Source organism: Algoriphagus litoralis (genome assembly GCF_003259255.1).
GTDB lineage: Bacteria > Bacteroidota > Bacteroidia > Cytophagales > Cyclobacteriaceae > Algoriphagus > Algoriphagus litoralis.
The window spans coordinates 1-25569 of sequence record NZ_QGOL01000026.1; the positions used below are offsets into that span (position 1 = coordinate 1).

Below are 25569 nucleotides of genomic sequence, written 5' to 3' on the forward strand. Positions count from 1 at the left end.
TTCGTCTTTTGTGTGTGGTCTTTCCTCCATCCTATCGGTAAGCTTTATTGCCCCACCTGTCACGATGATAGTTCCTTTGAACCGAATAGCGTATATTCTGAGGAAGCTTTTACGTTCTTCCCCTTTAGCCTTTAATTTCTGTAATTCATAGGAATCAGATGCTGGCTCTCGATTGTCGAGTGGTTTGAAAAACTTTGATAATGAATCAGATTCAACATCATGTGCCAATTCATAAAGCTTTTGAAACAGGTCATCTGCGAGTTCTTGAGCTTGCCGGACAAGCCTTGAACGATTACTTTTTCCATATTTTTTATAGTAATCCTTATTGAACATCGAGAAAAACTCCCAAAGAAACTCTACCGACCCCCATTGTTCCTGTAGTATTTCCAAGGCATCGAGTGTCTCACCGTCAAATTTGACAGCCATCAACTTGGTATTTGGAAGTTCAAAGGTAGGTACTATTTGCATTTTATCAACCTACAGGTTTACTTTTAGGTTCAATACATCAAAAATAAGCTAAAATCTATACTTTTCTATCCCCGTGCCTTACCTGATTTTTTTCTCGAATCAACTGACATTCTTCCTGAAGCTGGGTTTGATTTCAAATACCAACCTAATATTCTTACTAAATGGTCTTCCAATCTTTACAAACCTTTACCTAACTGGTGAAAAGAAAATGTCTGACTTACAAAATTTTCAAGAAAGCTTCCAATTTTACAAATAAAATTACTGCGCAATATTTGTATTTTTCATAACTAAATATAATATTTAATTACTAACCCAACTAAACCCAATTAACTCATGATCCGAAATCTTTTTATTGCAATTTTCCTGCTAGCGTCAGCTTCAATTAATGCTCAGGATGTATCATTTGGCCTAAGAGGTGGTCCAAGCCTAACAACTTTAGGTGGAGATCAAGGAGGTGGTGAAGACACAAAGTTCCGTCTTGGCTTTCATTTTGGAGGATTTGTCTCCATACCAGTTTCAGAAACTTTAGATTTCGATTTAGGCCTGCAATTTGCCAATAAAGGCGCCAAAAACTCAACTGGCAACTCTTCATCTGTATTTAGAAATGGTTACTTGGATTTACCTCTTCTTTTCAATATCAAAACTGGAGAAAATTTTTACCTGTTGGCCGGGGCTCAGCCCTCTTTCCTTATTTCATCAGCAGCAGTCTTAGGTGATGGAGAAAATAAGGTAACTGTAAATGGAAGTGAAATCAGAGATCTGTGGAAAGGAGTGGATTTTGCAGGCGTTTTAGGGCTTGGCTTGAAACTAAGTGACAAAATGCATATTCAGACAACCTATGAACATGGTTTTGCAAATATCAGCGAGATCAGTGATCAAGTTTATAACAGAGGAATAAAATTGACGCTAGGAAAAACCTTCTGATAGTTCATTAAAAGTCTAACTACTTAAAAACTGCGTCAGCTGGGTGTACTACTTCATTATACATGTCCATCGGAACAATTCCATCATCAGCCTTATCAAGAAGATTCAAGGCATTTTATAGCACCTTTTTGATACTCTTAGGGGTGTGTTAAGCATGTGATTCAAAATTAAGTATTTCTTCAATAGATATGGTTTTGCGGCTTTTCTCAGTACCGAAAGCCAAGCAATTCTTATGTTTTAAAAGTTCGTTTGCACATTCCGGTTTGTCTTACGTTTTAAGAATAAAATTGCGCTGGAGGATACAACTGCAGGAATAAACATAATTACTAATGCTAAAATAGCTTCAAATGAAGCCATAACTCCAAAAACAACAACAAAAAAAAGAGGAGCAACTATACTAAATAAAATTCCAAAAACTAACGAGAAAACAGCAAATGGTTTGGCTAATTTATAAAGTCGAAATTGATCCAACCCAATCTTCCGAGCAAAGAAACCTGTAATAGAAATTAAAACAGATAACAAAAAAACTGAAAGTTTAATGAAGTCAAAATTTTCGAGATAAATAATAAACAAACTTGTGATTGAAATTAGTGCAAAGAAAATGAAAGTAAACCATGCACTAATCCGGATAAACTCGTCTTTCAAAAATTCTTTTTGGTGCTGCATTCTCGCCGGTTTGTTCTAAAGTTGGTGGTAAGTCTCAAGATAGAAGAATTATCTCTTTCCCCAATGGCACTGAAACTTCTCTTGGAGGCAAACTCCTACTCAAACTGCCAATGGTTACCTTCATCCAAAACATTGAAGGTCGCCGAAAGCGGCTTGAAAGAATTGTCAATTTCACCTTCCAAATGGACAGCATTAAAAACAAGGCCTAAACTATGGAAAGTGGGGCAGAGCAACTTAGAATCTTGGACTCCAAATTGAAGTCAATCGAAGTATCCCTGTTCGGCCTCTGCAATTCCCTAGGTCTCTCAACACCTTTCTAAATGTAATCCTAAGCCATGAGTTGAAATTATAATTGCAGAAAACGAATTAAGTGCAATTATAAATTTCTATAATTGCAGTAAATCAGTTAAGTGCAATTATAAATTTCCTTATTTGCAGAAAAATCATGCAAGATCTCAAAAACTTCAAGTCGGGAAAGTGGATCAAGCGCTTGGAATACCAAAGCTTCAGTCCAGAAAAAATCAATGAGGAATGGCTCCTTACCGATCCATCTTTATTGACACTACTGAGTAAAGCAGACCGAAATCTGGGTAAGCTGGATGCATTTTCTGATTTGATTCCTGATATCGACTTTTTTATCAAAATGCATATTACCAAAGAGGCAACAGTTTCCAGTAAAATAGAGGGAACCCAAACCTCTTTTCAGGAAGCCTTGGTAAAAGAACAAGATCTCGATCCAGAGCGCAGAAATGACTGGAATGAAGTCCATGCCTACATCGATGCCATGAATCAGGCGATTGTAGAGATGAAACGACTCCCTATCTCCACCCGTCTAATCAGGCAAACCCATGCAACTTTGCTGCAGGGTGTAAGAGGAAAAGAAAAACTACCGGGGGAATTTCGGTCCAGTCAAAATTGGATAGGACCCAGTCTCAAGCATGCAGTATTTGTTCCCCCCGTACACGAGGAGATACCTGAACTGATGAGTGATTTGGAGCATTTTATCCACTCGAATCAAAATGATCCGCCATCACATATCCCCCATCTGATCAAAATTGCATTGATTCACTACCAGTTTGAAACCATTCACCCTTTCCTGGATGGTAACGGCAGAATAGGAAGACTGTTGATTACACTCTATTTGCTGGACAAGGGTCTACTTCAAAAACCCACACTTTACCTATCTGAATTCTTCGAGCGAAACAGGCGGGATTACTACGACAATCTCATGCGAGTCAGGGAGAAAAATGACATTCGCAGGTGGTTGGAATTCTTCTTGGTAGGGGTAATCGAAACAACCGAATCCAGCATATTAACTTTCCAAAAAATCATCGCATTAAGAAATCGAATTGAACTCACACAACTGATTCAACTGGGCAAAAAACAAATGGATGCCAAGCGACTGATCAATGAGCTTTATAAACAACCAATAATCGATTCCGCCTACGTTTCAGAAAAACTTGAGATCCATCCCTCAACCTCCAATCGGTTGATCAAAGATTTCCTGGATCTGGGAATCCTAGAAGAACTGACCGGGTACAAGAGAAATCGAATCTTCGCCTTCAGTGAATACATCCATCTATTCAGCAAATCCTAGATCTCCAAATTGACTCATTTTCTTGCATTTTGAGCTGTCGGAAGGGATTATTATCAATAATCCTGATAAAATCCGATAACTCATTTTATTTCAATACCCCATGACTTTTTACTACTAGGATAGCACTTCCCGAGATAGTTCTAACTGGATATGGTCATTCTTCACACACTACCGCAAAATTCCTATTTCAGGCGTAGGGAAATTTGGTGCATTTCAGTTTACAAAAATCGTATTCCACCCCTGCCTTACTTCCGGAGATTGGGTAATCGGAAAGATCATTGACTTTGTGGATACCTTTATAAGTGGAATAGCGGCAGCTTTGGATTTTATACCTATCCCTTTTGTTTAATCAATTTCCAATTCCATACTTAGATATGGAGATCCTGCAGCATTGTTTTGAACACTGAGATTATAGGTATAATACCCATTGGCCAGTGGTGTTTCACCGACATAATCAAAAGGGATAATTCTTAATTCCTCACCATCAGCCTTTAATTCTACCATTCCATAGCGATAGGCAATTTCAAACTCTTTATAGTCGGAAAAGCTTCCGGCACCGACCGCTCCGAATTCCACTGGACTGCTGCCAGATCTGACCGTTACATCTGTAAAATCACTGAGGGAGCTGTTTTCTACTCTGATAAACACCGCATCTGGTTTGGGATCTTCCGATTCAGAACAAGATGAAAGACTAACAAAGATCAGTAAGGATAAAAGAAGATTTTTCATATGCACTAATATTTAGATTATTGGTTAAAAATAAAACGTATCCATCAATCCATGTGCTACAGGGATTATCATTACACCTCCCCCACTGGTCAAATCTCACTCCCCTAAAAATCAAAAAGAATAAATATCGGTTTGCAAGTATACCCCTTTGAAGAAATTATATTTCTGTATATCAGGATTTTATTAGCCTAATATCAATTTCTCTTTCCACATAATTCCATTCTTCTGTTTCTCTTAAGGATTTAACCAGCACTTCAAATTTTTCAGCGTCTTCGGGTGCATATTCAAACCAAGTCAAGAAGTCAAATGGTTGGCCGATGTCTCTACAATGGTATAGTCTACGAGCGATCGCTGGCAGGTAATTCAAACCCGTCTCTGTGTGGTGTGACTTTGTTTCAAATATTTTTCTTCTCTCGTCCTGAGCCAATGCCCACCATTTTTCGGATTTTCTTATAGGAATTAATGCTGCACATGTTGCCAAAGGTCGTCCCAAGTCAGATTGAACTGCAACAAGTTTTTCCCGTTCAGCTTTTTCTGCGTAGCGAACATTACTCGTAAATCCTGTCAAAGTCCAGAGTCCTTTATTCAAATTAGCTGTCGAATTTGGCAAAATATCCAAACATGGCACTAATTCCAGTGACTCTCCACATACACTATCCATACGGATAACTTTCCATACTCCCCTGTCACCACCTACAAAGTCAAATGTGTTTGTTGCCATAATTTTAGATGTATGGATAATTTTATCAGTCATAAAAATAAAAAGCTGGTGGCAATTTCTTAGCCCAAATAAAAGTTAAAGAATGCTTATACTTCTTGACCAAAGCCAGTTGCTGCAATTCTTACGTTAAATCTTGAGGAAATAGCCCACCTCCTACCTGAACCAAAAGACTAACAAAACTCAAAATTCAACCTTAAATCCCTTTAAATGGAGCATGCATTGAGACGGCATCTTGAAGAATTAATCAGCCTATCCAATACTGAATTTGAGCTGATTGCCTCTTGTTTTACATCCAGGAGAATCAAGAAAAAGGAATTTTTATTCCGGCAGGGAGATCGGGTTTCAGAGATGTATTTTATCGTTTCCGGCCTATTGAAACTTATTTATACCGATGAAAGCGGGAAGGAACGGATATTATCTTTTGCCATGGAAGACTGGTGGGAATCAGATTATGAGGCCTTTGAAAGAGGGGGGCCAGCAAAGATGTCCCTGCAAAGTCTGGAAAATTGCCAAATCCTGATTCTCAGCAAAGAAAACTTTACCAAGCTATGCAATGAGATTCCCAAAATGGCTCAATTTTTCCTTCACAAAGCCATCGCAGGACATATTGCCGCCCAGCAACGGGTCCTATCCCTCATGAATGATAGTGCAAGTGATCGATTTGACCAACTTATCCAACGCCAGCCTTCCTTAATCCATCGCATTTCAAAGTCTACGCTTGCTTCCTATCTGGGTGTTTCAAGAGAGACTTTAAGCAGGCTTTCAAGGTGAAGATTTCTTTGTCCAGTGGAAAAATAGTGAGCCAGGTCACAGGTGGGGTCGATTCCGCCAACCCAACTTTGTCCTATTAAACGAAACTTAGAAAATGACATGGAAAAGCGAATAATCAATCCCTGGAATTGGCAAAAAGAACGAGGATATGTACAGGCAGTAGAAGTGAAACAGGTTGAAGGAACACTTTATTGTTCAGGTCAAGCTGCGATAGGTCATGATGGAGTATCCAGTGATGCAAGCATGAAAATCCAGCTGGGGCAAGCATTGGAAAATCTGGAAAAAGTAATCCTCGAGGCAGGCTATGAATGCAAAAACATCGTCCGCTTGAATTTATTCACCACTTCAACTGATGAACTCTTAACTACCTGCTTTACTGACTTTATTTCCTGGACAAAGCAAAATCAGGTAGAGGCTGCATTAACCGCAGTGGAAGTAAATTCACTTTATGAGTCGCTAAAAATTGAATTTGAAGCGATAGTAGTGAAATAGAATCCATGAAATTTAGTCCCGAAGAATAAATAAATCCTTTAGGGACTATTTCCCTCCTTAACTTCATGCTTAAGCAACCTTTCACCCGATAAGCAGGTAAAATGATTTCCGAAAGCAAGCCAAGACCCCTTGGCCCAATCCAAACAGCTGACTGGGTCTTGTATTACTGACAGAAACCACATTCCTAGGCTTATCGGGTGGAAAGTGAAAGCCCCCCATTAGAATTGATGAACTAAATGGTTTAAAAACCCAATTTCTGTCTGATATGGATATAGATCTTTTTTGCAGACTCAGGCTCAGCTCCGGTCTCATCAATGAGGCGGTCGATATCCACTTCTTTTTTTGAATTCAATAATGGCATCAAGCGCTGCAGGAAATGATTAAGTTTCTCCAGTTCAATACTGGAAGATGCTGATGCATCGGTATCCTTGACAAAATGTTTTTCATAAGGCATCATTTCCACCTTCTTACGAAAGATCTCTTCCACTGCCATTTTCATCGACAAATGAAGTCTGACCTGGGGTTCCGCATCAATTGGCAAATTTAATCGCTCCAAATCAGAGATTAAGTGTTCATAGCCATAATCAGTCATGGAAGATAAGTATAGGACTTGCTGCTCTTCGTGAAAATAGGCATTAGCGTAGTGTGGAAATTCACCGTATTCTTTATGCACAATTTTGACGATCGGTGGATTGTATTCTATGGTAAAAAATTGACTTAAGGCACTAAAATCAATATCCTCCAGTTCAACCTCACCGCTTACAAAAACCAGTTCATAACCACTATAGATTTGCGCAGGTATATGACCGAAAGCCGCAAGGAGTAAAAACATAAATAGCTCGTCAGATATGATATCGGCAATATCTTGCCCACTTTCGTAAAGTAAGGGATCCACCTCTGCCGCGAAATAAAAAAGGTCATCAGCATCCATACTCAAGTAAGACACCAAAGGCCCAAAAGTCTGGAAACAATTATTTTCTGTAGGGTGAATCAATCCTCCGAAGAATTTTGGATTACCTGTTTTTAAATAAGCGGAAACACCTGGAGAGAAAAGAAGAAATTCTTTAAGACTGACAAGGTCAAGTGCCCAAAAAAAATCAGGGGCTGGATTTGCTTGAATTTGCCAAAAAGTATAGCGCCACTCTTCTTCTGAGAGAGCGTGCAATAGACTAAACGTCTCCTGAGGCAATGCTTTGATTTGGGAATGATTCAGATAAGAAGAAATCAATTTCTTATTCTTGAAAATTTCATGTACAATGTATTGAGACTTGAATCTGGACCAGTTTGCTTCATCCCATTTGGAAACGATGTGTTTATAACGTTTGGAATAAACTGAAAACTTGGTATCCAATCCGCTTTTAACTGCTCCATAATACATGATTTCCGTAAGTACTGGATCTGTGATTCTGCAGTAGGATTCACATTTATCTCGGAGCTCATTAAACCTCATTTCTCTTCTTTGGCTACAATTCGGTGATGATTCACAAAAAAATACGAAGGCACTATCAAAATCAAAAAAAATCTGACTAATGGCATAGGAATTATCAAGCTTCGTGAATTTCAAGGTCAATTTTCATGATTCTCTTCAGCTGTAAAATTCAAAAAAGTATAGCCTCCATTCATAAAAAAATATTAAAAATTGGTCTATATCCTTCAATGATTCTTGGCCAAGTTAAGCCCACGTCAGGTATCCGAGGATATAGGCAAGTCTTTGGTTTTTAAAGATTGATCGCCGGTAATCCGGACCGTCTAAAAGCATGGTTCGCTCGTCCTAACGGTTAAAAGTGATACAATAAATGCCTAAAAAAATCCCGGGAAATACTATTTCCCGGGATTTAGATGAGATTGGCAGCGATCAATCTATCAAAGTATACTTTCTGCTACCCTTATGGGTAATGCCATATCTATCGGTGGCTTCAATGCTGATCACATGCACTCCTGCAGGAAGGTTTACGGGTATGGGAGCTTTCCAAAGGTGTCTGCTGGGCTGGGCATTGGATGGTCTTTTGCCGGGAAGCAGAACTTCCGTGGTATCCCATTCCAACAAATCAACCAAATAAGATGGATCCACTTCTTTGATTTGATTCATCATTTTCCACTCGCCACCATCCACTCTGTATCTCACCTGATCTCCATCTGATCCCATAAAGAAATTCACGAAAATTCCCGAAGTGGTTCGCAGATCTTTCTTGAGGACTTTAGGAGCAAAAATGTCCATTTGGTAATCGGCTGGCTTTCCGGCCACCTGATACCGAATGCGGTATTGATTGCCTTCAAAATCCACCAAAGCATACCCTTTGGGTGTTCCATCCCGCATAGTAGAAACAGGAATACCGTTGGCGTCCAGGACCCCCTTATACCAATCCCCAGACGTAGTCCCCACATTGTAGTGGTGGTGAGGTTTCTCCTGTTTCCATCCTTGCTTGGCATCAAAGTAATCCTGCTTTTGCAAGTGGGTATGAGCTGACATCGAGAAGTTGTAAGGAAAATCGGCCAGTAAGTCAAACAGGCGTTGCCGGTCTTCATCGCGATAGGAGTCCCCTTCTTCCGAAATGGGAATATGCATAGAGAGCACGATCAGATGATCTTTGGGAACAAGCTTTAGGTCATTTTCCACAAAATCCAATTGGTCCGATCTCATTCCTCCCCAGTATCCTTTGCTGTCACGGGGATCGGGCCAAAGGATATTATCCACGACGATAAAGTGAACTTTACCAACATTAAATGAATAGGTGTTTGGACCAAAATGTGCCTCAAATGTTTCATCCGATAATTCATCCCGATCCACATCGTAATTTTCATCATGGTTGCCCATGACATTGTACCACGGCAGCCCGACTTTTGCTACAGCTTTGGCATAAGGAGTGAACAAAGACAGGTCATCGCCCACCAAATCGCCCAAGGAAAGTCCAAAAGCAACATTTTTGATGCCTTCTACTTCCTTGACAATACCCCTATCGAAAAAGTCAATTTCTTCCAAGTTGTAGGGCTGCGGATCTCCAAATACCAAGGCAGTGAAATTGTCCGACTCAGGATTGGGGATTAATCCAAAATTGATTTGTTTTGGAAGAGGTCCCGTTGGCAAACTTCCTGCATACTTCAAATCCGGTGAACCTTGGGGCTTGTGAATATAGAAGTACTGGGGACGATTCAGGGAATCCACCGGGGCTCGATATCCAGAAGGTTTTACCACAAATAGCAACTGCCCTGGATCCAGTTCAATTTCAAAATATCCCTTTTCATCGGTAGCGACGACTTGCTGTCCCTTGGATACCCCGACTCCTGCCAGTCCGGCCTCCCGCCGTTCCTTTTTACCGTTTTGGTTAGCATCTTCAAAGACATAGCCCTTTGCTAAATCCTGTGCTTGAGTTGAGATACAGACAAAACCTAAGGATATGCTGTATATAAGAAGTTTGATTCTCATTTTTCCCACCATACTTTGATATTGATATCATCTCCTCCCATTCGGGCAACTGCTTCCTGGTAGTTGACTGGATTGTTCAGTTGAGAGTTGACCGGATAGCGGAACCGCACTGGAACACGCTGATCATTCAGCATGCCATCCTGTTTTGGCAATACCGGAAATCCTGTTCTTCGGTATTCAAACCATTGCTGATAATCATTGAAATACAACCCGATGTATTTTTGAAGCATAATTCGCTCAAGCGTCCCGTCATAGGCTGCATTTGGGTTTTCAAAATAATTTTCTGGAAGCACCACACTCCATTGCTCCATGGCTGCCTTTACCCCATTTTCATAGTGCATTTTTGCATCCGAATTAATTACGCCACGCTGCGCGAGTTCCGCCTGGATAAACTCCAGTTCCGCATAGGTGAGAATCAAAGAAATCATGGGAGCTTGTACCAATGCAATGTTATGATTGGAGGGGATAAACTGAAATTGGGACTCCGTACCTCCATAACCCGATGGGATCCCTTTGTACCCGATCTGGGTGGTGCCGTCAAGCTCTCTGGCTTGTGTCATAAATTTACTTCTTCTGGGATCTTCCAAGGCATTCAACTGATCTACGAAAAACGCTGAAATAGCCCGAAAAGTAGTGAAATCAATTGCCCTCCCCCATGGGGAAATATTGGGTACAACTCCCGTGATTTTGAGGATCGCAGATTCAGCAGTATTCGTGAAAATAGGGTACTGTCCAGGATTTGCGAGAATCGAAGCCATCTTCGCAAAAGAATTTTCCTGCCGCTTGGACACTCTGAGCAATAATCTCAAATGAAGGGAATTTGTAAATTTTTTCCACAGAATTACCTGATTTCCAAAGAGAATATCTTCCCCAAATACCATCGCACGGGAAGGATCATAAATGGAATTGGCCCGTTCGAGATTGTCAAAAAGCAATGCATAGATCTGCTCTTGGGTATCAAATTTAGCCTGAAAAATCCCCTGCTCCCCTTGGCTCGCCTCTGTAAATGGCACATCACCGAATGAATCGGTCAATTGGCTGGCCACCCAAGCTTCCAATGTCAGGGCAATGGCTTCGTAATTGGGGTCGTCAGAATCTATCGCTGCCTGTTTCATCTCCCGGATATTTACCAACCATCTGTAATAGGTATTCCAAGTCGAGTTTCCTGCTCCTTCGCTCACATCATAGCGATGAAGTCCACCGTTGGCACTCGGGAAAGGCAGGGCTACCTGCATGATCTGAAATGTGAATCCGTCTGCTCGATCTGTGTTAAAACTGCTGACTTCATAAAGAATTGGATTCAGTAATGTTCCGGGACTGATCTGGTCAATTCGATTCGGGTCAGTATTGATCTCTTCAAAGTCTCCGGTGCAGGAAAAGGCTAATAAGGAGACTAAAATCGCTGTTATATAGCTATGTAGTTTCATGATTGAATTTTTGGAATTAAAACTTGAGGGTAAGATTTGCTCCGAAGGTCCTTGGTGTAGGCAACTGTCCCATTTCTACACCGGGAAGAAGTGTGGAGCCGTTGAGAGCGGCAGTTTCCGGATCAAAGGCAGGGAAATCGCTCCAAAGTGCCAAGTCTCTACCATAAAAGGCAATGGAAGCCCCACGGATAGAAGTATTGCTAAGGATTCTCGCCGGAACGGCATATTCCAACCTCACCTCTCTCAATTTGACAAAAGAAGCATCAAAGGAGTTGGACTCTACATTGGCTCTTCTGTAGTAGTCTCCATAGTAGGTAGCCAAATTCACTTGGGTGGTATTCGGAGAAAAAGTGCCGTCTGCGTTCTGTACTACTCCTTCTCCCACTATGAAACCATCCTCTCTTCCACGAAGCGTATGCTTGAGCTTACCCTGCTCTGACATTTTATGGTGGGTCTGTGAATAAACTATCCCTCCATACTGCCCGTCAAAAAGCACCGACATTCGGATATTTTTATAGATGAATTCATTTCTCAATCCCCCTCTCCAATCTGCATAGGCATTGCCAATGTATTGGATTTCCTGCGGTCTGAGCGGTAAGCCATTTGAGCCATATACAATTTCGCCATCAGGGGAACGTACAAATCCAAATCCATAAATGTCACCTGTTGTCCCGCCAACTTTGGCTATGATGGAGGCGTTTCCACCATTTCCGATGACCTGGCTTCCATCAACTTCATCAGGAAGGGAAAGGACTTTATTCCGATTTTTAGCCCAAGTCAAGGTTGTGTTCCATTCAAATGAACCTCTGCGGATGGGACTGCCACCCAATACTATTTCCCATCCTCTATTCTGAACAGTACCTGCATTCAAAATTGCGCTTGAAAATCCCGTCACGATATCGACAGGTACCTGAATAATCTGATTATTGGTCTCCGAGAGGTAATAATTCACATCCAGATTCAACCTTCTGTCCAAAAAGATCAATTCCATCCCGGTCTCAAAAGAAGTGGTAATCTCCGGTTTGAATCCCACATTGTAGAGCGTGGTAGGAACAGAAGCTGAACCCGGGAAGTCACTTTGTCCATAATATTTTGAGGTTCGGTAAGGTTCGGTATCATTGCCTACCTGAGCACCAGAAATTCTAAGTTTTGCAAAAGTGACTGGCTTGGGCAGGGTTATCATATCCGAAAGCACAAAGCTAGTACTCACTGAAGGATAGAAAAAGCTGTTGTTTTGAACAGGCAGGGTACTTGACCAGTCATTTCTTCCCGTGATATCGACGAAGATTTTCTCGTCCCAATCCAGGGAAACCAATCCATACACCGAATTAATCACTCTGTTATTGTCATTGGTAGATACCGTAGGATTGTTTACTCCATTGGCAAGTTTGTATACTCCCGGGATCACCAATCCGATTACCTCAGCGCTGGTCAACCGGTAATTCCGCTTCATCTGATTGGCCCCGACGCTGGAGCTGAATGAGATTTTATCACCTATTTTGTCTTTGTAGGTAAAAAGAAAATCAGAGTTGATTTCGTAATTGGTGATGTCCTGCTCCTTATAAAAACCACGCTGGTAATTGGCGGATGAGTAAGGTCTTTGTTGTGCTCTATCTTCCTGACTCATGGTAATCCCTGAGCGCAGGAGAAGTTCAAACTTTTCGTTGAAGGTATAGTTTGCAGAGATGTTACCCAGAAAAGCATTGTTGTTTACCGCATTAGTCATTTCATAGGCAATCAGGAAGGGATTGTCAATGAAAGAACTGAAAGGATGCACTTGGCTGACATTAGTCTGTCCTTGCTCCCAGATAGGACGGTACCAATCCAAATCCACATTTGGATTCTGGAAAATCATGAAATAAGCGATGGACTGATTGTTATATCCTGTTGCCGGGAGGTTATCACTTTTCTTGTTTGTATAACTTGCCTTTGCGTTGAGCTGGAGCTTGTCTGAGATTTTTTGAGTAAGTGATAACGCTGCCACAAAGCGCTCAAAGCCCGTATTAGGCATGATCCATTCGTTTTTGGTATGAGTAAAGGATGCTCTGGCAGATCCTCCATCATGACTTCCTTCTATGGCTACGTTGTTCACGATGTTGTGCCCAGTACGCCAGAATCCCTTGATGTTGTCTTCATATGGTCTCCAAAGTTGGCGTTCTGCAGACTGTCCTTCTAGTGTAGGATCGTATTGGAAATAGGATTGTCCGTCAAACTTAGGACCAAAGGCAGAACTGGTTCCTCCAGTGCTTGCTCCATCTTCAGATGCACCATAGGAGTAATACAATTCACCGTCAGCATTGAATGCTCTGCCTGTTCCCTGTCCGTATTCGTATTGGTAATCCGGCCAACGCAATACATCATTGAAAGCCACATTTGAATTGACCGTAACCCCAATTCCTTTTGTATTTCGGGTACCTCCTTTGGTGGTGATGATCAAGGCTCCATTTGCCGCCCTGCTCCCGTAAAGTGCTGTTGCACTTGCTCCTTTGAGTACGGTGATGTTTTCGATGTCATCCGGATTGATATCAGCTATTCCATTTCCAAAGTCAACGGGTACGTCATTTCCTGAACCAGCGGAGTAGGCATTTCCTACTCCCGAAGAAGTCAACCCTGAATTCATGGGTACACCATCCACTACAATCAGTGCAAAGTTGCCATTGGGATTGAGTGAGTTATTTCCCCTTAAGCTGATCTGTGAGGAGTTCATCGGACCTGAACCTGCACTGAGGACATTTAGCCCCGCTACTTTTCCGCGAAGTGCATCGGACCAGTTGTTTGATCTGGCATCGAGCAGTTCCTGAGAATCAATATTCTGAGTAGCATAACCCAGCGCTTTTTCTTCCCGCTTAATTCCAAGCGCTGTGACAACCACTTCACTGAGTGCCACTCCTTCACTCAGGCTCACGGAGATAGTATTGGAGTTGCCTACAGTTCTTTCTACGGTTTCAAAACCGACAAAGGAAAATACCAAAACTTCTCCTGGAGAGGCCTGAATCGAATATTCTCCAGCCAAGTCAGTCACTGTACCTCTGACGGTTCCCTTTACCAAAATCGTTGCTCCGGGAATGGGCTCATTCGTGTTTTCATCAGTCACCTTGCCTTTAATTTCCAAAAAGACTACAGGAACAGCTGGCTTTAGTTCAGCTTGTCTTTCGGATTTGGTCACATAAATGTTTTGCTCCACCCTTTTGAAATCAAAATCTGACTGATCTGCTATGGCTTTAAGAACATTTCGCAGGTTATCCCGCATTTGTAGGGTGATTTTTGTCTCGTTTCTAGAGACATTTTGATTGTACGCAAACTCAAAATCAGTTTGCTCCTCCAGTAACTGCAATACTTCCAACAGGGAAGCATTCTGAACCTTAATACTCACTTGGTAGTGATCGAGGTTCTGACTCTTGGTAGGGTTGGCAAAGAGTACCTGCATAAACAGTACCTGCACAAGAAAAACCCTAAATGTGTGTTTAGATAGGAACACAATTCGTCCGATAAAATTTTTTTTCATAATTTTCTAAGGATTAGTATTTAATCTCTGGCATTGCCGGAACAGGGTTGGTCTGTTGGCGCAGATCAACCCTAATTTTTTAAATGGGTAAATTTTGCTGTTACATAGGCTATGATTTGGTCTGTGTTAGCATGATTTAAAATCAATTATAAATTCCCCTTCCTCATTTTCGGTGTAGGTAAACTTCGCCAGAAGCTGAAGATTGGATAGAATAAAATTGAGTCCTTTGTTTTCAAAAGAAGCGGTTATCAGACATCCTTTATTTTCGTAATTGGACAGTACCAATGGGGTATGGTAGTATTTTTCCAGTCGGGCGAGAACCTCGTCGAAAGGCACCGATTCGAATTCCAACTTTCCTGAGGTCCAGCCAATAACACTGGAGGCATCGGCCTTTCCGGTAATAAGATTTGAGGAGCCTTTGGGCAAGCTCGCCGTTTCATTGGGCATCAGGTAGACCTGTTGCTTCTGGTCTGTGTTCAGTGAAACCTGAACCTTTCCTGTTTTGACAGTTATCCTGGTTTCTTCATCAGCGTAAGAGGAGATATTGAAGGAAGTTCCAAGCACCTTGGTATTCAGTGTGGAAGACTGAACATAAAATGGTCGGGAGGGATCGTGAGTAACATCAAAAAATGCCTCCCCGGTCAACTGGACGATTCGCGAATCCTCTTCGAATGTCTCAGGGAAATTCAGTGTAGAATTCACATTGAGATGAACCTTCGTTCCATCCGGAAGTGTGACCTGTGCGCGCTGAATCTTGTTTGTGCTTCGGCTCAGGAGAGCAACCTGAATTTCTTCCTGCTGATTCACCGTGTTATAAATCAGCGCTCCCAATATCAGTAAAAGGAATACTGCAGCAACTCTCAAAAAGTAATGCCCGATGTAATTCTTTTTTGTTTTTGCAGTGTAGGCTATGCGTTGATTGATTCCGGATTGAATTCTTTCTTTAACGCCAAGTTCAGAAACCTTGTCCCAATCAAAGGCTTGGGTACGGTCATAGATCTGTTGCCAAATCCGATCAATTTTTTGATTTTCAGAAGCGGAAGTCCTCCCTTCTGCCTGCTTTTGGAGAAGCTTTTCAAAAGCTGCTTTTGTCATTTTATTCCCATTCATCTAGGAGACAGTGTCGGGAATTGAAAAAATACTTACGCTAAAAATGAGACTTAACCAATCCTTAATTCAAGCCCGGAATTAGTAACCAAAGGTTAACATTATGAAAAAAAACAGGCCCAATTCGGATCGAAGGACTTTCATTGCTTTGTGAATTTGGTTTTCCACAGTCCGCTGGGAAAGGTTGAGACTGGCAGCTATATCCTTTACGGAGACCCCCTCCTTTTTATGAAGCTGAAATACCGCTTTACATTTCTCAGGCAAGTTGTCAATACTATGATCAAGCCGTTGAAACAGTGCTTCCTTCACTACCTGCTCCATTTCTACCGACTCCTCCACTACTTCCAATTCCAAATCCTCCCAGCCCACCTTCCATTTCTCCCCTTTGATGATCAGGGCCACCTGGTATTTTACAGATCTGAAAAGGTATCCCGATAGATTCGAAATGTCGCGTTGGGGGGCATTTTCCCAAAGTTGGACAAGCACCTCCTGAACGACATCTTCTGCTTGCTGCTGGTCTTGGAGAAGTTTATATGCATACTGAAAAAGCCGCTTCCAATAGTTTTGAAAGAGCAGATCAAAAGCCTGATGATCAGCTTTTTTTATTCGTTTGTACAGAATTTCATCTCCAGAGGGCTTCATTCTTGAAAAAAAACGTCGCTCAAATAAAAAGATTTAAAATTAGGACTAAGTGAATTCAACATTAATGAAAGGTGAATTTCTGACATTGGAAGATCAGCGGGATGGATGGATTCATCTGGAAATAGTAGGTCCTAACCAAGTACAGTGAAGCGAAAAAAACTAAGAGGGAACTATTTAAAAAATCTCATCATTGGTTTCTTTGGCAGAAGTGTACTAAGCATCTTTTCCCGGGACAAGGAGCTGATTATCAACTATATAAATATTTCAGCAAAAAATAGAAAATCGGTCTATCCGATCTCAATTCCAAACCCCGTTGTTTTCCGTCAGGATCAATGGCTTTCCGTCAGTAACAACAAGGGTATGTTCGTGTTGGGCCATAAACCCACCTTTGTTTCCTACCATGGTCCAACCGTCATTGAGCTCTACGGTGTAGTTTGATTCCGTAGAAATAAATGTCTCAATCGCTACCACGGAGTTCTTCCTGAATCGTCTCTGATCGTATCTGTTTTTGTAATTAAGCAATTCGTCAGGCTGCTCATGAAGGCTTCTACCAATCCCGTGACCGCCAAGATTTTTGATCACTTTGTAACCACGCTTTTTGGCTTCCATTTCCATCAAATGTCCGACATCTGCTATTTTAACCCCTCCTTTAATGGATTCCACTGCCTTTTTTAAAATTTCCTTGGAAGCATCCACCAGCTTCTGATGTCCAAAAATATCTTCTCCCAACACAAAAGAGTTTCCATTATCCGACCAAAATCCATTCAGTTCTGCGGATACATCGATGTTGATCAGGTCCCCTTCATTTAGGATTCGACTTTTACTGGGAATACCGTGGCAAAATTCATGATTGACACTGATACAGGTCCAACCCGGAAATTTATAAGTCATGAAAGGTGCAGAGTTTGCCCCAAACTCCTTTAGAATCTTCGCGCCAAACTCGTCAAGGCTTTTGGTGCTCATTCCAGGTTTGGCGTGATTCACCATTTCTTTTAAAGTGTAAGCCACTACTTCGCTTACCTGCTGCATGCCGAGTAATTCTGATTCTTTTGTAATTGACATAGGCCTGTTTTTCTCTTTTTTTGGTTTTGAACGTGAAAGCAAAACCTAAAGATGTTTGAAACTTTTATAAAAATTAACCAAAGCGGAATTAAAAAAATCTATGTTTTCAGCCTAAAAGGTTAAAGCTTCAATCCTATAAATGGCAAAATCTTTCCCTCCTTCAAAAATCTTATAATAGTAGTTGATTGTCTAAGGATGCGAAAAAATCATAAGCAAGAAAGCCCTTTTTGGTAAGTTCCTTAATTTTGGATCTGAAACCTAAGGGTCATACTACATCAAAAATTTATACAAACGACCCTACTTTCTTCATGAAAAAATTATTAAAACTGATAGCGATCAACCTATACCTTTTCCTGTTTTTTGTTCTCCCTGCCCATGCACAGGAGAAGGTCTCCTTTTACAACCTGAGAATACAAACCGGTGATCTGATCTTTGTAGGAGCAAAACAAGACCAGCTCTCCGGTGCAATCAATAGGGTGACTCAGCGTGAAGAGAATGCCTCCTTTGATCATGTGGGAATTATTGAGGTGTCAGAGACCGGCATTTATATACTTCATGCCAGTCCTGAGAAAGGATCTGTCCGTGAGCCTTTGGATAGTTTGGTCAATCAATCGAAATCAAAAAACAAAAAATTGGCAGTTTATAGACTCGCCAAAGAAGTCCAACCTTCCATATCAGGTGCAATTATCAGCGCCAAGACCTTATTGGGAAAGCCTTACAATTGGAGCTATGTGCTCAACGACACCTCATTGTATTGCTCTGATTTTGTGGAGCGGGCATTTAGGGATGCAAAAATTTTTGAATTAGAGCCTATGACCTTTAAAGATCCCAAAACAGGGGAAATTGACACCTATTGGGCTGAATTTTATACTAAGCTGGGCATGGAGGTACCAGAGGGCAAGGCCGGCTGTAATCCAAATGGACTGGCAGGGTCCCGTCATTTAGTAAGACTGGGAAAACTGTACGAAAAATGATCAAAGTCTAACTTATTTGATTTTGAGCCAATATCCTGTGTATTTGATGAAACTATGACTTCGATGACTTAATCTACTTCTAATACATTCAATTTAATTTTTACAAAAAACGAATCCCAATCGGCTCCATAGTCTTAAATCTTGGACTTCTGCAGTCGGTCATATTCCTCCAAAAGCGCTATTAATTTAATCCTGACGTGTTTGTCGGCTATATCCAGTCCCAAAGCTGAAAACTGGGCTTGAATAAATTTTGCGGCATTATAGGGTGTTACGCTGATTTTTCGAAAGGCAGCTTCCTCAGGAGTCATTAGATTGTTATACATATCCAAAAGAACAAATCCATTATCTGACATTCGAAGTACTTCAAGGGCCTTATCTATAACCAGATTCCAATTCGGTGTTTGCATTTTGTGGGATTAGGGATTAATCGTATTTCTTCTTGAGTGTTAATCAATTTTAAATTTGGAAACTTCTGGGTAATTCACAAAAAGGCAAGACGAATTCCATCGAAATTCTGTTAATTAATCAAACAAAAAATGTTTATATCATTAACAATGAAATTCAGACACCTCATGGAAGACCTTTTGGATCTGGAAACCAGATCCATAGAAAAAACCGAAAATCTCATCCGCGAGTCTGGCGGAACTTTAGCACTAAGCCGCCTCAGAAAAGGGCATCAAATAATTGCCATGGCCAGAACCATCCGGCTACTCATCGAACAGAATAAGGAAGATGAGGCAGAAATCCTGTTAACTTTGCTGGAAGAAATAGGAGTAACATTACCTGCCAGGTAATCTCCAAGTTCAATTTTTATCGGATTAATACGACTTGTTTCATTGCATCAAAATCCAAAGAACCTAGATTTTAGAAAATGCCAATCAAGTACCAAATCCTTTGCTCCCGAAAAGCCATCGATAAAGGAGTAACAGTAATCACCCATATCGGAGGTAGAAATCCACTCGGAGAAGTCTGGAGCCTGAAGGTTGAAGAAGTCATTGAAGGAATTCAATCGGGAAAATGGGAGTTTTTCATGAATTTGGGTAGAAATTCCTACCCGGTAATCCTCAGTGAAGCCGTCTCAGGCAAAATCCTGACAACAATTGAAATTGATAAAAATCTACTTTTTGAACTTCCGGATTGTCCGGATTAACCACGACCAAAAAAGGGGATTCCTCCCCCTTTCTCCTAAAACGGACAGGTCATCAGAATGTAATCCACCGCTTTTTGTGCTTTTGATGCAGCCTCAATTAAAAGTTGCCTGTCATTTTTAAGCTGGGCAATCCAATTTTGGATATAGGCTGCCTGATTATCCAAGAGCTGATTGTTGGCTATTCCTGTATAGCCGCAGAGGTACCCCGCTCCCATTTCAGCAATGAGTTCTTCCTTGCAATAGGTGGAAGATCCGAAGTAATCCATTTCGGCCACGCCCGTACGATTCAGTCGCTGTTCACTTCCAGTTGAGTGTACCAGTTCATGGAAAAGCACCGCGTAGTAGCCCTCCGGTGTATTAAACCTTGGTTTCGGCGGCATATTGATCAGATCCAGCTTAGGCTGATAATAAGCCTCTTCCTTCTCATGCACCACCTTGGGCGGATTGAGCATTTCAGCATAAACTTCCTCGCAGCGTTCAATTACCGGAATCTTGGAGTCCTCCGCTACTTCGGGAAGTTCCCAATCAATTCCTTCGATAAGCTCAATTGGAAAGATCTTGTATTCTTTTAGAAAACACTTTTTTTCTACTTGATCGATGGAATAATCCCTAACCAATTCTGCAGGAATGGTCCTTCCGGTTTCCTTGTGCTTGTACACAAAATTCCAATAACACACCGGAATCGCTTTCGCTCCTTTTTTCACTTTCCCGCCCAAGCTTTCTGCCTGCTTGAAGGTGAGATAATAGGGAAATTCATGCCCAAAGGCCAATAAGATCCAGAGATTGATGCCATGATAGGGTCGTTTGGTCAGGTAATTGGAAGGCATCCCCTTTGCATTCCAGGGTTGATGCCATGGAATTACTCCCTGTTCCAACCGCTCAATAATCAGATTGGTAAACTTTTCATAAACATCAATTGGAGAGACCTTGGAATTGGCTCTTTTGGAAGATGTTACTTTGCTCTTCCAATTTCCCGATCCGTTGGAACGGTTAGACTTGCCGGATTTTTTTGCTGTAGTTTTCATTTTTCTTAACGGTTTAAATTAGAAATGAACTGATACAGCAGTTCCTGCGGGCAGGAGGCACTAAGTGCAAGAGGAAACGGAATAAACCCGCAAAGGCACGAGCGCGGGTATTTATGCCGTAGTCTCTTGCCTCGTGTGCAGACTCCCCGCTAACTTAGCTGGAGCAGGGAGTAGAAAAAATTAACGGTTTATAGGTTGCCTTAATGTAAGTTCCCCAAAAAAAACTCAGCGATTGGAAGAAGACTAATCCTTAAAAAAAATGTTCATTATATGTAAATGTTCACGAACCGTGAACACCAAATATTTGAGAACAGCCTTCGTCAACCATATTTTCTAGTAAACCCAAAATTGAGTTATAAGCTCGAAGATCGCTTCCAATTCAGTTTACAACTTTGATAACCAGTTTTTCAAATATTCATTTAATCATCAATCCCGCCAGCGCCGGAGTATCCAGCATCCGTTCTAGCTCCTCCTCTACCAGATTCTGCACCTCCGATTTGATTCGACGGTAATTTTCAATCACCTCATTTTCCCGCAATTCCCGTACTACCGGAATTGGCTGATAGGATCTTTCCTCAGTAGCAAGGGCAGCATGATCATTCTGGATTTCACAATGAAATGCTTTCAATTGAATCCTCTTGGTTGGGTCATCTGAAACAATCCCCACAAACTGTCCCGATGACAATTGAGAAATTGTGGAAGGAGGAACCGCCAATTCCAGTTGGGTGGAATGACTGATGGATGTATCTCCCGAGTTGATGGACATACTTCTTCTGGGTTGCACAATCTTTCCAATCCGATCAGAAAGCTGCTTTGCTGTATCGCCCAACACCTGCCCTGAAATGATATTTCCCACCGTGTTCATGATCACCTCCGCCTGCTCCCGACCATAATCCTTTTTCAACTGGCTGTAATCCTGAACTCCAAGTGTGGTGGCCACTTTATTGGACCTCGCCGTGGCGATCAAAGAATCAATCCCATTAAAATAAATGGTTGGGAACTCGTCGAAAACCAGACTGGACTTCAGGCAGTTTTTCCGGTTGACGAGTTTGGTGATTCTGGATATATACAGGGACAATACCGCCCCATAGACCTGCTGCTTTTGGGGATTGTTGCCCATACAAATCACCTTGGGAGATTCCGGATTATTCAGGTCAAGGGTAAACTCACTTTGGCTAAGCACATAATATAACTGCGGTGAAGCCAATCTGGCCATCGTGATTTTGGCACTGGCAATCTGCCCTTCCAATTGCTCAGCTGCTCCGTGCAAGAAAGCCGAAACAAAGGGGTTGATCAGCACTTCAATTTCCGGTTCGGTCCTCAAAACCGAGAACAGCCTGGGATACTCCACCTGCATGAGTTCAATGACATGCGGAAGGGTACAGAACTTACCATTCTTATACTTCTTCAAAAACCAGATCACAGCTGTTACAAAATTGATCGGGGATTCCACAAAAAAGTCTCCCTGCTTCTTGATCCATTCGCGGTTCAAGCCCAGCATGATGGTTCTTGAGGATTCCGAAGCATCCGTGATATCTGTCATGGTACTTGGCTCTAAGGGGTTGCAGCGATGGCTGGTCTGCAGGTTATCAAAGTTGATGGTATAAAACTTTGGAAAAACAGCATACGAATTCCTTGATCGGATCAGGGTATTGTAGACAATCCGGGAAAGGTCATCGTACTTGAAGTCATAGACAAACATGGAAAACCCTTTTTGGATATGCTGGGTAAGAATATGCCGAATAACAAAGTAGGACTTTCCTGCGCCCGGCGTCCCCACAACCAAAGTGGCCCGAAAGGGATTGACAATATTCAGCCAACCGGAATATATCTTTTTCTGGACATAAAATCTGGTGGGAAGATTCACCGAATATTCGTTTTCCAATAAGCGTTGTTCTTGAGGAAAAGTCTCATTGAGATGGTTAAACACATCAGAACGCATTCCTGAAAGGATGACCTGAGAGAGCTTCACGCCTTGGGTCAAGATCCCTATCCAGGAAATCCAAAGGATCCCCAGATAAACAACAATCCCCTGCCCGATACTTTTTGCCAACCATTCTCCAAACCCGAATAAGCAGATAAAAAACAAAAACCAGACTAAAATTCGCTTCCAGCTGTAGTCCGGTTTTTTCTTTCCTTTCGCCCCCAATAAAGAGATGAGTAACAGCATCAATACCAGAATTCTAATCAAGAAATTCCCTTCGAATAACCCCGTTTTTGACAGTTGAACCAATAAAAAATCGATCCATGAATGAGTCAATCCCCAGCCTTCAAAATAGGAATACCCCAGTAAGTAAGAATGAACTCCAAGCAAAGCAAGGGATCCCATCCGGGTAAAGTCCAGGATCTTTTTCAGTCCTTCCTGATTCTCTCCGGTATTCATGATTCAGTCTGATTGGATGTCTTCTGCCGTTTCTTTTTCTTCTTCTTGTCCCGATAAACCGGCCCTTGATATGCTGAATCTGAAAGCTTTCCTAAATCAAGACCTTCAAGCGCTGATTCCAGCAGTTCACCCTCAAGCTCTTTGGTTGTAAATGGAATATGTGACGCATTTTTTTGACCACCTACCCTATCCTCTGCCCCAGCTTGCTGATCCTTGGCATGAACCAATCCAAACTTCTTTGAAATCCCGGTAGCTCCCAGTTCCTTTCCCAAATCCGATCCTTTAATGGCAACCTGAAGCTGATGATCCACATACACCAACCCGAATACCGCTCCGGTAGCTGTCCGGCTAATCCCCAAATCAATCCCCTGCTTTTTAAGCCTGCCTTCTAATTCCTGAAGGGAATTGCTCCGCTCCAGTTCCCCTATGATTTTCTGACGAACCACTGGAACTTGATTTTCCCGCCTCGACTGTTCTCTTTGAAACTTCAATCCGAGCTTTTTCAAAGTGGGTTTCAGGTAAAAACTACTGGCCTTAATCGGTACTCCTTTTTTCGTTCCCGCGCTATCCAAAACCTGATAAACCAAGCCTCCCCGTTTATAGCGATTGGAATCGGGTTCCCCTCGGTCTGCTTCCACACCGTAGCATCGCAGGATGGCATTGTACTCCCCGAAAGAGCAGAAAGAATAGTTTTGCCAGACCTGATTCAACACTGTTTGAATTCCTGCCTTGGTCGGTATCTCCGCATAGCTTAGTTTGCCCAAGCTCCGGATATCCGGCCCGACAAACTGCTGCTTTTCTGCCGGTACCAATCCATACTGCTTTTCGATTTCTTTCCTGGCAGGTTCTGATAGATTCTTTCCCATATTGTGGGTCTCAATCCGCTTTCCATGGGCATCGATATTCACGGTCACCAAGTGGACATGGGGATGGCCCGCATCGTGATGCTGGTAGATCAAACAGGGCTGTTTCCCAAAACCTATCCGTTTGAGGTAGTCGGTGATGATTTCTTCCAGACTTTCTTCAGATAGTTTTTCTCCAGGCGCAAAATTCAAAGAGATATGCACCGTATTGGTTTTGGTTCTTCGGTTGAGTGAAAGAAGAGCATCGAATCTTCGGACCAACTGGACAATTCCCAAGTTTTCCACTCCCGGGAAAAATCCCTGATAGCCGATCAGTTTTGCATTGCCTTCCACCCGTTTGCTTTCATTGTATCCCAGCACACCACGAATCGACTGACCAGTACTTATTCTGACAACCATTTGATCTGAAGTTGTTCAAGTACGAGTTCAATTCTCCCATATTCTACATTCAGTTGCTCCTGGTATTCCCCGAGTTTCTTCCCCAGCAGAAACTTTTGGATAGAGGATGTATTTCCATGAAAGGCCTTTACCAGTTGATTCACATTGTTCCCGATTTTTTTCAAATGGGTTTGAATTTCAAACAGTTGCTCCATCACAGCTGAAAATTCTCCCGATTTTACCTGATGGCGTACCGGTTGATTCTGCAAGATTCTTCGGATCAGTTCACTCAATGTCAGGCTGGGATCCCGTTCCAAAATCTCCATCAGTTCCTGATAGCGTTTCTCGGTAATCCTTCCTTCTACTCTCTTGGGAAAGCCTTTGGATGCATAGGTTTTCATGGTTTTACAGGATTAATTTTTAGAATTTTAATTCTCAGAACATGCGACTTCGGAGCCGGTCCAAGCGGATTGTTGTAGACAATCCTACATCTTGCTTACTGCACCACAGCGCAGTACCTCCCCTTGCAGGGGCTCGGTATTGACAGCTTAAAAACATCCACCCCGAAACTTCAGAGAGATCGGGGCAGATTGAATAAAATCAGCACTCTGGAACAGCTTCAATCAGTTTTCCAGATTCCAAAGCCATCGGGAAGCAGCCGATTTCCAGTCTCGGATAGGAATGCCGGTTTCCGATCTCCAACCCAATGCCTGATAGTAATAGAAAAACACCTCACCCTCTTCAAAAGGATAATCCTGAGCTACAAAAAAACCTCTTACATCCTCTAAACTGGGAGTTCCAATTACCGGTCGATACTGTTCTACTTGTTCTGCTATCATGGGATAAATGGTTTAGTGAAGCAGTGAACTTGCAAAAAACCAAAACCCTTTACCCACAAGTAATTAGGTAGTTGGGAGATTTTAATTGATTAAAAAACCAACTCCCAAAACACCCCAGTCAATCCTGACCTCTGAAAAAAAACAATCAAGATTTCCCAAGTTTCGACCCTAAAATCTGAATCCTATGGAAATCGAGCTGGTAACTTTAGAAGATCTGGAAAACCTAAAAAGAGAACTTCTCGCAGAACTCAAAAAAATGCTGGAAGGCTATAAACCTGAACCCGAAAGACGATGGCTCAAATCCGCTGATGTTCAGAAATTATTGGGGATTTCAGCAGGTACTTTGCAAACACTTCGAAACCGGGCTATGATCCCCTATACCCGACTTGGTGGAGTGATCTATTACAATCGGGATGAAGTAA

General features: G+C 41.9%; 25 protein-coding genes. 8 read left to right on the plus strand and 17 right to left on the minus strand.

The annotated features are described in order from the left end of the window. A partial coding sequence (locus tag DK188_RS20530; protein WP_111672736.1) for a hypothetical protein occupies positions 1-468 on the minus strand: 468 nt, incomplete at its 3' end. A gap of 333 nt (positions 469-801) precedes the next feature. On the opposite strand from DK188_RS20530, the gene DK188_RS20540 reads away from it, so the two are divergent. Beyond that, complete coding sequence (locus DK188_RS20540) at positions 802-1392, plus strand: porin family protein (protein ID WP_111672738.1); 591 nt, start codon at positions 802-804, stop codon at positions 1390-1392. 237 nt (positions 1393-1629) lie between these two features. Here DK188_RS20540 and DK188_RS20545 read toward each other — a convergent pair whose 3' ends face one another. Continuing rightward, positions 1630-2058, minus strand: a complete 429-nt coding sequence (locus DK188_RS20545) for a hypothetical protein (protein WP_111672739.1) — start codon at positions 2056-2058, stop codon at positions 1630-1632. A 445-nt stretch (positions 2059-2503) separates the two neighbouring features. Here DK188_RS20545 and DK188_RS20550 point away from each other — a divergent pair, with 445 nt between their 5' ends. Continuing rightward, positions 2504-3655: a Fic family protein gene (locus DK188_RS20550; RefSeq protein WP_111672740.1), complete on the plus strand. Its 1152-nt coding sequence runs from the start codon at positions 2504-2506 to the stop codon at positions 3653-3655. A gap of 345 nt (positions 3656-4000) precedes the next feature. Here DK188_RS20550 and DK188_RS20555 read toward each other — a convergent pair whose 3' ends face one another. Together DK188_RS20555 and DK188_RS20560 are read right to left on the minus strand one after the other, a co-directional pair. Next, the gene (locus DK188_RS20555; RefSeq protein ID WP_111672741.1) at positions 4001-4384 is read right to left on the minus strand and encodes a hypothetical protein; all 384 of its coding nucleotides are present in this window, start codon (positions 4382-4384) and stop codon (positions 4001-4003) included. Between the two features lie 172 nt (positions 4385-4556). Beyond that, on the minus strand, positions 4557-5138 hold the full coding sequence (locus DK188_RS20560) for a chlorite dismutase family protein (RefSeq protein WP_232825783.1): 582 nt from the start codon (positions 5136-5138) through the stop codon (positions 4557-4559). A gap of 174 nt (positions 5139-5312) precedes the next feature. On the opposite strand from DK188_RS20560, the gene DK188_RS20565 reads away from it, so the two are divergent. Next, positions 5313-5876, plus strand: a complete 564-nt coding sequence (locus DK188_RS20565; protein WP_111672742.1) for a Crp/Fnr family transcriptional regulator — start codon at positions 5313-5315, stop codon at positions 5874-5876. A 99-nt stretch (positions 5877-5975) separates the two neighbouring features. After that, positions 5976-6368, plus strand: coding sequence for a RidA family protein (locus DK188_RS20570; RefSeq protein WP_111672743.1), 393 nt, complete (start codon positions 5976-5978; stop codon positions 6366-6368). 241 nt (positions 6369-6609) lie between these two features. On the opposite strand, the gene DK188_RS20575 is transcribed toward DK188_RS20570, so the two are convergent. From DK188_RS20575 to map, 7 genes are all read right to left on the minus strand, one after another. After that, positions 6610-7818, minus strand: a complete 1209-nt coding sequence (locus DK188_RS20575; RefSeq protein ID WP_157963306.1) for a hypothetical protein — start codon at positions 7816-7818, stop codon at positions 6610-6612. 405 nt (positions 7819-8223) lie between these two features. Next, on the minus strand, positions 8224-9792 hold the full coding sequence (locus tag DK188_RS20580; protein ID WP_111672761.1) for a calcineurin-like phosphoesterase C-terminal domain-containing protein: 1569 nt from the start codon (positions 9790-9792) through the stop codon (positions 8224-8226). Continuing rightward, complete coding sequence (locus DK188_RS20585; protein WP_111672745.1) at positions 9789-11219, minus strand: SusD/RagB family nutrient-binding outer membrane lipoprotein; 1431 nt, start codon at positions 11217-11219, stop codon at positions 9789-9791. Before DK188_RS20585 ends, DK188_RS20580 begins: the two co-directional genes overlap by 4 nt. A 16-nt stretch (positions 11220-11235) precedes the next feature. Next, complete coding sequence (locus tag DK188_RS20590) at positions 11236-14724, minus strand: SusC/RagA family TonB-linked outer membrane protein (protein ID WP_232825784.1); 3489 nt, start codon at positions 14722-14724, stop codon at positions 11236-11238. A gap of 126 nt (positions 14725-14850) precedes the next feature. After that, entirely contained in the window at positions 14851-15819 is a 969-nt protein-coding gene (locus DK188_RS20595; protein ID WP_198673062.1) for a FecR family protein, read from the minus strand. A gap of 93 nt (positions 15820-15912) precedes the next feature. Beyond that, on the minus strand, positions 15913-16473 hold the full coding sequence (locus tag DK188_RS20600) for an RNA polymerase sigma factor (protein WP_111672748.1): 561 nt from the start codon (positions 16471-16473) through the stop codon (positions 15913-15915). 297 nt (positions 16474-16770) lie between these two features. Further along, positions 16771-17535: a type I methionyl aminopeptidase gene (gene map, locus DK188_RS20605; RefSeq protein ID WP_111672749.1), complete on the minus strand. Its 765-nt coding sequence runs from the start codon at positions 17533-17535 to the stop codon at positions 16771-16773. A gap of 308 nt (positions 17536-17843) precedes the next feature. Here map and DK188_RS20610 point away from each other — a divergent pair, with 308 nt between their 5' ends. Beyond that, on the plus strand, positions 17844-18509 hold the full coding sequence (locus DK188_RS20610) for a YiiX/YebB-like N1pC/P60 family cysteine hydrolase (RefSeq protein ID WP_111672750.1): 666 nt from the start codon (positions 17844-17846) through the stop codon (positions 18507-18509). Between the two features lie 134 nt (positions 18510-18643). Here the strand turns inward: DK188_RS20610 and DK188_RS20615 are convergent, their stop codons facing one another. After that, positions 18644-18916 (minus strand): hypothetical protein, encoded by a 273-nt coding sequence (locus DK188_RS20615; RefSeq protein ID WP_111672751.1) that lies wholly within the window; start codon positions 18914-18916, stop codon positions 18644-18646. Positions 18917-19045: 129 nt separating this feature from the next. Here DK188_RS20615 and DK188_RS20620 point away from each other — a divergent pair, with 129 nt between their 5' ends. Then, positions 19046-19303 carry a hypothetical protein gene (locus DK188_RS20620; RefSeq protein WP_157963307.1) on the plus strand — a complete coding sequence of 86 codons (258 nt, stop codon included), beginning with the start codon at positions 19046-19048 and terminating at the stop codon, positions 19301-19303. A gap of 77 nt (positions 19304-19380) precedes the next feature. Further along, complete coding sequence (locus tag DK188_RS20625; protein WP_111672753.1) at positions 19381-19659, plus strand: DUF3892 domain-containing protein; 279 nt, start codon at positions 19381-19383, stop codon at positions 19657-19659. 35 nt (positions 19660-19694) lie between these two features. Here DK188_RS20625 and DK188_RS20630 read toward each other — a convergent pair whose 3' ends face one another. The 5 genes from DK188_RS20630 to DK188_RS20650 form a co-directional block, all read right to left on the minus strand. Next, entirely contained in the window at positions 19695-20684 is a 990-nt protein-coding gene (locus DK188_RS20630) for an ArdC family protein (RefSeq protein ID WP_111672754.1), read from the minus strand. A gap of 415 nt (positions 20685-21099) precedes the next feature. Beyond that, the gene (gene mobC, locus DK188_RS20635; protein WP_111672755.1) at positions 21100-23067 is read right to left on the minus strand and encodes a conjugal transfer protein MobC; all 1968 of its coding nucleotides are present in this window, start codon (positions 23065-23067) and stop codon (positions 21100-21102) included. Further along, positions 23064-24329 carry a relaxase/mobilization nuclease domain-containing protein gene (locus DK188_RS20640; RefSeq protein ID WP_111672756.1) on the minus strand — a complete coding sequence of 422 codons (1266 nt, stop codon included), beginning with the start codon at positions 24327-24329 and terminating at the stop codon, positions 23064-23066. The genes mobC (DK188_RS20635) and DK188_RS20640 overlap by 4 nt, the downstream gene beginning before the upstream one ends. Further along, positions 24314-24709 carry a plasmid mobilization relaxosome protein MobC gene (mobC, locus tag DK188_RS20645; RefSeq protein WP_111672757.1) on the minus strand — a complete coding sequence of 132 codons (396 nt, stop codon included), beginning with the start codon at positions 24707-24709 and terminating at the stop codon, positions 24314-24316. The genes DK188_RS20640 and mobC (DK188_RS20645) overlap by 16 nt, the downstream gene beginning before the upstream one ends. A gap of 222 nt (positions 24710-24931) precedes the next feature. Then, positions 24932-25147 carry a hypothetical protein gene (locus DK188_RS20650; RefSeq protein WP_111672758.1) on the minus strand — a complete coding sequence of 72 codons (216 nt, stop codon included), beginning with the start codon at positions 25145-25147 and terminating at the stop codon, positions 24932-24934. 184 nt (positions 25148-25331) lie between these two features. Between DK188_RS20650 and DK188_RS20655 the strand changes: the two genes are divergently transcribed. Beyond that, on the plus strand, positions 25332-25569 hold a 238-nt coding region (locus tag DK188_RS20655), incomplete at its 3' end, for a helix-turn-helix domain-containing protein (protein ID WP_111672759.1).